Consider the following 7,628-nt stretch of genomic DNA (forward strand, 5'->3'; position numbering starts at 1 on the left):
TCTGGGCCTTGATGGTCATCACGTCAAGGCGGGCAAGTTTGATGATGGTGGGTGCGCTCTGGGTGGAGTTCACGGTCTGTCCCTGCTGTGTGACAACCGCAATGACAATCCCGTCCATCGGGGCAACCACGCGCGTGTAGCTCAAATCGACTTTCTTCTTGTCGACGGTGATTTGCGCCTGCACCAGTCGGGCATTAAGCGACTGCATCTGCGCCCGCAAGGTGGCAAGCGTCGTTTCCGCATCCTCGTAGTCTTCCTGAGAACTGGCCTCTTCACTGAGCATCCTGCGCTGGCGTTTGTATTTCGATTCAGCCTGTTTAAGCTGTGCCTGTTTTGCGAGCATATCGGCTTTAATCTCATTCAGACTGGCTTCTGCAGTACGCAGGTCGTTACGCTGGAGCAGGTCATCAATTTCGGCGACAGATTGTCCTTTGGTCACCTTGTCACCCACTTTGACTTTCAGTGATTTTACCTGGCCGGAAACCTGTGCGCCGACATTGACGCGTTCAACTGCGTCCAGCCGACCGGTGGCCAGTACGGCATTTTCAATACTGCCCAGGCGCACCGGAGCCGTAATGTAGGCGGGTTGTGATGGCTTATGCAGAAATACCGCCAGTAAAACAGTGGCAATGGTCAGCGCAAAGATGCAAAGCAGCACCGTGCGGCGGGAGGTGAATTTTACTGGCGGCATAGCGCAGTTTTCCATAACGTTAAACAGGGAAAATTAACACTCATCATAGCCCTGACTATTAAACAAAGGGTGAATGAGAATGCTGTGGATAATGCACGCCAATACTTATGTTCGGCAGGCTCTTTTTACCGTCATTGTCCGGGGGTTAAAGTATTTAAATTAAGCCAAGTTATTATGATTTGTCATATTATTAACATCAACAGTCACCTCTGAAATATCAGTGAGTTCATGAAAAAATCAGAGTGATTTTTTTTTCGAGTATCACTGAGTTGTGAGGGTTTTTCTGTTGCTTTTATCATGAATTGTTTGATTGCAAAATGTTTTCTCCTTCAGTGACATTAAGTGTATCCATTTTATACTCGGCATATTGCGAACGGTATGTGGAGTATAAATATGATGATTGTAATTAATCAAGGGATATGCAATCGGAAAAAAGTTGGTACGGGCAATGACAGTCTGAAATGAAAGAATTGTCCTAAATGCGATTAAAAATGTTGATTATTATTTGCGTGAGAACTCAGCTGCAAAGATAAAATTGTTCTTCATAGTTTGTCTGGCCGTCGGCGGCAATATGCAAATCCCCCTCAATGACTTCAGGAAATGAGTCCGCTATGGATTTTGTCGTGATTATCCCCGCTCGCTATGCATCGACCCGACTGCCAGGTAAACCGTTACACGATATCAACGGAAAATCGATGGTCATTCATGTTCTGGAACGGGCAGCTGAATCTGGCGCTAAGCGCATTATTGTTGCGACAGATAGTGAAGAGATCGCCCGGGTTGTTGAAGCCGCAGGGGGGGAGGTGTGTATGACGCGGGCTGACCATCATTCTGGCACTGAACGTCTGGCAGAGGTGGTAGAAAAATACGGCTTTAGTGATGAGACGGTAATCGTTAACGTTCAGGGCGATGAACCCATGATGCCATCGGTGAACATTCAACAGGTCGCAGAAAATCTGGTGGCCACGCAGGCCGATATGGCGACGCTCGCAGCCCCCTCTAAGGACAAGGAGCGCGCGTTTGATCCCAATACAGTGAAAGTGGTGACAAACCGGGCAGGCTTTGCCCTCTATTTTTCCCGCGCCCCCATTCCCTGGGAGCGTAATGACGCGATGAAAAGCGCCATGCCGACAGGCGGACATCTGTTTCTGCATCACATCGGGATTTACGCTTATCAGGCCGGATTCATTCGTCGCTATGCTCATCGGGAGCCCGGCCCACTGGAACAGATTGAAAGGCTGGAGCAGTTACGTGCTTTATGGTACGGCGACAGGATACATGTCGCGGTTGCGAAAGCGCTGCCGGGAAAAGGTGTGGATACTGCGGACGATCTGGCTTACGTACGGGCGGCACTCCTTGCATACCCGTCAGTATGTGATGATGCCAATAAATCCTGAATGAAAGTCACCTTTTTATTCAAAGACCAGGAGACGTATTCTCGAAAAGCCCGGTATGGGGTAAACCCACGTCACTGAGTGTTGTCCTGACGGTGAAACGGGGGGCGAAAAGACAGAACCGAAGTTTCCAGGGTTTTCTGTACCTGAAATCAGCGAGCGTGGCCATTTCACAGAAATGTGCCACACTTCCCGTAACATTCCAGACACATCACTGAATTCCAATGAAAACTCGCCCTTCTCAAATGATGTATCGCATTGTCCTGGCTGTGCTGGTGTTTCTTGTGAGCCTGGCCGGGACGACCACCTTTCTTTATCTGCAGACCGCTCACTGGGTTAAAAACCAGCAGCATGACAACATGACGCGGGCACAACATCAGATGGACTCGCTGTTGGCGCATGTGAATCAGTCGGTACAGTCCATGCGTTCGCTGATTGGTTCACCGTGTACTTCCCCCACAGTTGACGAGCTGCGTCGCCAGCTGGCCATTACCCCCAATGTGGGGAATATCGAGCTGGCGAAGTCGGGAGAGGTATATTGCTCTTCCCTGCAGGGGGAAGTCCCGCCCGGTACGGAACGGAAGGAAGAGCGGAGTCTGTATCTGACCGCCAGTACGCCATCTTTGCCGGGCCACCCCTTTGTCGTGTTTCATCTGCATGAGAAAGGCTATGGACTCTATACCAGCACTGACGGTTACTATATCCGCAGCATCCTGGAGTCTGCATCAGAACTCTCCCCCGTGGCATTGCTGACGGAACAGGGCTGGATGGCGCAGGATGGCATTGTGCACTCATCGCCATTTCCCCATAAGCAAAGTGCGCTGGTGCAGTCAAAAGTTTACGGATACCGACTTTCGTCAGACATTGACACCGCCACTCTTTTTTCTGTGTTCCTGAAAAACGGCCGCGTGATGATGGTGATTTTTTTCTGCCTGTCGGCGGCGGCCGGGGTCTTAAGCTTCCTCTGGTCAGGGCGACCGCGCACCCCCGAGAAGTTGCTTATATCTGCGATGAAAAATCGTGAGCTGCATCCGTATTATCAACCTATCGTCAGGGGGGATCCGGCTGCACCTGTCGGCTGTGAGGTGCTGGTTCGCTGGCTGCATAAAGGTGAACTTATTCCTCCGGATCAATTTATTCCCCTGGCCGAAGAAACCGGGCTGATTTTTCCGCTGACGCGTCAGCTGATTATCGATGTCACCGATCAGCTTGTGATGTCGTATCAAACCGACAGACCTTTCTATGTCAGCATCAATATCAGTGCCCGTCACCTGGCGTCCCCTGAGCTCGAAGTCGATCTGGACTATTTCCTGACCCGGGCCGGCAGCAATATCGGCCTGGTGCTGGAAATCACTGAGCGTGAAATCATCAACAGTGATGACAGGATCAGACACAATATGGAACGGCTGAGGCTGCGGGGGGTAAGGTTTGCACTGGATGATTTTGGCACCGGCTATTCATCGCTGGAAACGCTTCACCACACGCCCGTCGAGCTGATCAAGATTGACCGTATGTTCACGTCCGGGATAGGGAATAACGCGCTGTGCAATGCCATCATTGGCAATATCGTCGATCTCGCGAAACGGATCGGGGCCGGTATCATTGCGGAAGGGGTGGAGACAGAAGTTCAGGTGGCGTTTCTCAGACAGCAGGGCGAGATAGCCTGCCAGGGGTATCTTTTCTCGAAGCCTTTGCCGTGGAACGCATTCATCAGATGGCTGGACGCCCGGGATAAGGTATCCGGCACGTGAGATAACTTAGCCCGTGCTACAGGGCCCGGTAAGGGATTGAAGAATGCTCTCAAAAATGCAGCACACAACTCTGTTTTAATACCCATGCAGGTACCTCCTGGCGTTCAATGTTGTCAGAGGCGGCACTTCAGGATAACGCCTTATCCTGTAAGTAAGACAGTGCGTCTTTATGGCTGCCAGTCTGTTTATGATTGATATGAATAAGAGGTGTGGTTGCGTGAAGGTCAGTGAGTTTTTTTCAGGGGCGGTGACAAGCCTCGGCAGTATTGCGATTGTTATGATGATAACGCCTGCCCTTGCCCGGGATAATTCAGCCTGGCGGGTTTCCGGATTTATATCTGATTACCATAAATATCATATCGGCGATGTGGCTCCCGATATCTACTTCACACCGGAGTACAATATTAAGCAGTGGAAGATACGCCATCTACCGGCACCCGACGTCGGTATGCGCTGGTCATATATGTATGGGACCTATGTCCTGCTCGATGAGCACAGTCATAAAATTGTCGAGGCGTATGACTCGGATATCTTTTACCGAAGAATGCCGTAATTGCACCCGGTATAATAACGCACGCAGGACGCATCGTATTAACCCCCCTCAATACCAGAGTCAAAATCTATGGATGTTATTAACGTGAAAAACACGGCAAATCATGCAGTGTTAAGTTTCAGTGAAGGTTATTGCTATCGCTTTAACAGTAAGATTGCTGTCGTTCTCGAAAAAAAACAAAAATGGCGTGAGGCGATGGAGCAGTGGGTTTATGCCATGTGTCTGGCCGAAAGCAATGAGAATCGCCGGTGGGCATATCAACGGGCCCTGTATTGCAGGAAACAGTGTATCAAATGTGATCAGGAAGCCGGTTTGCTGGCGAACGAAATGCCGGAAATTTGCTTTACCCCTCAGGGTCGTTAATTTTCTTTGTCCTTTTTGAGGGTGATTTTTTTTATGACAGCACCCAGCAGATAACGAAAGCTGCCAACAATAATGAGGAGACAGGCCATAATTACGACAGTGGCATGCGGGATCGGCATGTGTTCACTCCCGTTTGCCAGCAACGATGCAAAGTGCACCAGGGTGTGCACCGCGAAGGCCAGCAAAATGCACCATGAAACGAGCGAAAAACATTCCAGCGCAATAATGGATTTGTGGTTCATAGTAAATCCGGTAAAGGTTATTTAAGCGTTAACCTTACGGGCAGTGTGGGGCAGTTGCCATCAACGCGGGGGCATTTCTGGCCGTAAATAAGACATTTCTTCAGCGCGCCGTCAGACGGACTGCTCTGCGAGCGGGCACTTTTCATTTAGCCTTCATGAACGGGTGTACTATGCTGAAACTGATGACTGGATCCGGGACAATACAAAATGCGCTATCTCATTGATAAAAAGATGGTCGTGACTGAAGATGGCGTGACCACGCCCGGTCTGGAGTCAACCGAGCATGAACTGTCGTCCCTTCCTTACCGGCTGCTGTGCTTCTTTATTGCTAACAATAACCGTCTGGTGACCCGGGAAGAAATCTTTCACCACATCTGGGAATCTCATGATCTCAGCCCCTCCGGGACCGCGCTGGCCACACAGGTCAGTTCGCTGCGTAAAATTATGTCCGGCTATGGTATTGCCGATAACACACTTCTCACGAAACCCAGGCAGGGATTTATCTTCACAGCAAGCGTTGAAGCCGTGACTGAGCAGGAGCCAGAGGCGGCCTGGCGGCAGAACATTAATTTTCATCGGGGGTGGTTCCTCGGCATAGGGGTGATCATTAGTCTGGGCATTTTCGTTTACGGCCTGTATGTCTGGCTGACGGAAAATGAACACATTCCCTGGCACCGGATTGGCGCGGTAAAGTCCTGTGCGGTGTACGTCCTTGACGACGATATGTCGCCTTCCGTGACCTCGTATTATCTGCGTAAAGCAGAGGAGTACCGGGCGGACAACCGACTGGTCTGTAACACCCAGGACAAAATTCTTGAATATATACAACATCCCGGGATCAGTGAGATTAATGATATTTACGAAACCAAACAGTTTTATGCTTACTGCCGCTGGATGAAGGAATCCTATATATGCAACAACACCTACTACTCAGCGGGAAAAACAAATTAGCGGTGATCGCTATTCTGAGCCTGTTATTAGCCGTACTGGCCGTTTGTATAGTGCTGATGCTTAAATCCCGCCAGGGGACTCAGGTGGAATGCAGCGGGCAGATCCATTCTGTCTTTGGTGACAATCAGACCTTGCCTGAATTTCGGGGGATCTACACGTTGAACCTCGAAAAGCAGCAAGGGTTTCTCTCGATTAATGGTTCGTTTCGTATGCCGGATGCCACCTATACCGTCCAGCGCGTCACCCGGGTGATGACAGCGTATTCCGGGAATCAACAGGGTGTCATTGAACTGAAGCCGGTGAGCGAACATGTGCTGACGGGCGATAACCTTCCGGAAGAACTTTACCGGCGTTACATCTTCAGCCCCGTATCGGTGATAACCGTTAACAAAACACTGCCTTGGTCCTGGCTAATCAGGAATCTTTACTCCCCAGTGCTGGTTTGTACCGCAGATTAGCGAAAGTGTTAAAATTTAAAAATACCCTTTTTGTTGATTTAAAATAATACATTTTTTGTATGCCGTGAATCATTTGACTGTTTTTTGGTGTTTAAGTAGTTGATGGTGTTGTATGTGTGATTTCTGCGCGATCCTGATGTTCATTCAATGTTTATGTTTTGGAGAGCGGCTTGCCGGCCTTATCCGAAATGACATCAGAGAGGCAGTCATCATGTACGACAGTAAAGTCAGTGCCATGGAGGGCCATCGTTCTGCGCTGAAATTCGTGAATACAGGATCCGGCGCTGTTTTTATCTTCACCAGCAACGCCTTTCTTGAGCAGGGTATTATGGAGCTGGCGACACATTACTTTGTTGCACCATGGAAGAGCCTCTGTATTCTGGACAGTGCTTCATTTGATACGCCCGCCAGGCTGAAAGAATACCTGAACTATATTCAGACGTTGAATGATGACCTGAATGTCATTGTTATTAATGAACGCCTGTCTAATTGTACAGGCAGCGAAAGATATTGCCCGTGGGTGTGTGGCACCAGCATAACAAAGCAGGCGTTCATTAAACTGCTGATGAGCCTGTCTGCCGCTAAGAGTAATATAAATGAGGTGTTGTCATTTTATCATCATGGACTGGATCGTCAGCGCTTTAATATGACGCAGTCCATTATTATGGAACTGATGATGCAGGGGCTGAGTGTCAATGAAATTTCACTCCGAATGGATACCTCACCCAAGACGGTTTATTCTTCCTTACGGCAGATTTGTATCGCACATAATCAACGCACGATATTCCACCTGATGCATTTCTTTCGTCAGCATCAGGGCGACCTGGCTTTATATCACCATCAGATGTTCAGCGCCCTGACGAATTAATTCCTTTAACAGCTTATTGATGCTGCGGATTTCTCATGCCCACTGGATTCTCGCAGCGAATTATGACCGTGAGTTAATATAAATGAATAACCCTCAATTTTCATCTGTGTCTCTGAAGAATACGGCGAAACTGTGCCTGTTTCTGCAATGCTTTTCGGTTTTCTCTTTATCGTTTGCGCCCGTTATTTCTGCCATGGGTAAAGAGAGCAATTTATTTCAGGTATCTTCAACCCCGTATGTACTGCGGGCAGGAGAAACTCCGGCCTCTGTTGCCGGGCGATTTGGCCTGACGATGCAGCAACTGAAAACGTTCAACCAGTTTCGTGTTTTTCATAAACCTTTCGTGCAGCTCAGTGG

10 protein-coding genes are annotated in these 7,628 nt (G+C 49.1%); 8 read left to right on the plus strand and 2 right to left on the minus strand.

Annotated elements, in window-relative coordinates:
• The coding region (locus CNE01S_RS23485; RefSeq protein ID WP_500784347.1) for an efflux RND transporter periplasmic adaptor subunit at positions 1-691 on the minus strand (691 nt) is incomplete at its 3' end.
• A 611-nt stretch (positions 692-1,302) separates the two neighbouring features.
• Here CNE01S_RS23485 and kdsB point away from each other — a divergent pair.
• From kdsB to CNE01S_RS23505, 4 genes are all read left to right on the plus strand, one after another.
• The gene (kdsB, locus tag CNE01S_RS23490) at positions 1,303-2,088 is read left to right on the plus strand and encodes a 3-deoxy-manno-octulosonate cytidylyltransferase (protein ID WP_061279039.1); all 786 of its coding nucleotides are present in this window, start codon (positions 1,303-1,305) and stop codon (positions 2,086-2,088) included.
• Positions 2,089-2,309: 221 nt separating this feature from the next.
• Positions 2,310-3,836: an EAL domain-containing protein gene (locus tag CNE01S_RS23495; RefSeq protein WP_061279040.1), complete on the plus strand. Its 1,527-nt coding sequence runs from the start codon at positions 2,310-2,312 to the stop codon at positions 3,834-3,836.
• Between the two features lie 169 nt (positions 3,837-4,005).
• On the plus strand, positions 4,006-4,389 hold the full coding sequence (locus tag CNE01S_RS23500; protein WP_061279042.1) for an RcnB family protein: 384 nt from the start codon (positions 4,006-4,008) through the stop codon (positions 4,387-4,389).
• A gap of 69 nt (positions 4,390-4,458) precedes the next feature.
• Positions 4,459-4,752, plus strand: coding sequence for an ANR family transcriptional regulator (locus CNE01S_RS23505; protein WP_061279044.1), 294 nt, complete (start codon positions 4,459-4,461; stop codon positions 4,750-4,752).
• Here the strand turns inward: CNE01S_RS23505 and CNE01S_RS23510 are convergent.
• The gene (locus CNE01S_RS23510; protein ID WP_061279046.1) at positions 4,749-4,994 is read right to left on the minus strand and encodes a hypothetical protein; all 246 of its coding nucleotides are present in this window, start codon (positions 4,992-4,994) and stop codon (positions 4,749-4,751) included. The two genes, CNE01S_RS23505 and CNE01S_RS23510, sit on opposite strands and share 4 nt — an antisense overlap.
• A gap of 207 nt (positions 4,995-5,201) precedes the next feature.
• On the opposite strand from CNE01S_RS23510, the gene CNE01S_RS23515 reads away from it, so the two are divergent.
• From CNE01S_RS23515 to CNE01S_RS23530, 4 genes are all read left to right on the plus strand, one after another.
• Entirely contained in the window at positions 5,202-5,945 is a 744-nt protein-coding gene (locus CNE01S_RS23515; protein WP_061279048.1) for a winged helix-turn-helix domain-containing protein, read from the plus strand.
• Complete coding sequence (locus CNE01S_RS23520) at positions 5,906-6,403, plus strand: hypothetical protein (protein WP_061279050.1); 498 nt, start codon at positions 5,906-5,908, stop codon at positions 6,401-6,403. Before CNE01S_RS23515 ends, CNE01S_RS23520 begins: the two co-directional genes overlap by 40 nt.
• 211 nt (positions 6,404-6,614) lie before the next feature.
• Positions 6,615-7,271 (plus strand): helix-turn-helix domain-containing protein, encoded by a 657-nt coding sequence (locus CNE01S_RS23525; RefSeq protein ID WP_061279051.1) that lies wholly within the window; start codon positions 6,615-6,617, stop codon positions 7,269-7,271.
• Positions 7,272-7,353: 82 nt separating this feature from the next.
• On the plus strand, positions 7,354-7,628 hold a 275-nt coding region (locus CNE01S_RS23530), incomplete at its 3' end, for a LysM peptidoglycan-binding domain-containing protein (protein WP_169799432.1).

This window comes from Cedecea neteri NBRC 105707 = ATCC 33855 (genome assembly GCF_001571265.1).
In the GTDB taxonomy this organism is placed as follows: domain Bacteria; phylum Pseudomonadota; class Gammaproteobacteria; order Enterobacterales; family Enterobacteriaceae; genus Cedecea; species Cedecea neteri.

What these genes read in the sequence shown, in the direction of transcription:
- CNE01S_RS23510 (WP_061279046.1), bottom strand. Translation starts at nt 4,994, where the DNA reads ATGAACCACAAATCCATTATTGCGCTGGAATGTTTTTCGCTCGTTTCA.
- CNE01S_RS23520 (WP_061279050.1), top strand. Translation starts at nt 5,906, where the DNA reads ATGCAACAACACCTACTACTCAGCGGGAAAAACAAATTAGCGGTGATC.
- CNE01S_RS23500 (WP_061279042.1), top strand. Translation starts at nt 4,006, where the DNA reads ATGGCTGCCAGTCTGTTTATGATTGATATGAATAAGAGGTGTGGTTGC.
- CNE01S_RS23525 (WP_061279051.1), top strand. Translation starts at nt 6,615, where the DNA reads ATGTACGACAGTAAAGTCAGTGCCATGGAGGGCCATCGTTCTGCGCTG.
- CNE01S_RS23495 (WP_061279040.1), top strand. Translation starts at nt 2,310, where the DNA reads ATGAAAACTCGCCCTTCTCAAATGATGTATCGCATTGTCCTGGCTGTG.
- CNE01S_RS23505 (WP_061279044.1), top strand. Translation starts at nt 4,459, where the DNA reads ATGGATGTTATTAACGTGAAAAACACGGCAAATCATGCAGTGTTAAGT.
- CNE01S_RS23515 (WP_061279048.1), top strand. Translation starts at nt 5,202, where the DNA reads ATGCGCTATCTCATTGATAAAAAGATGGTCGTGACTGAAGATGGCGTG.
- kdsB (WP_061279039.1), top strand. Translation starts at nt 1,303, where the DNA reads ATGGATTTTGTCGTGATTATCCCCGCTCGCTATGCATCGACCCGACTG.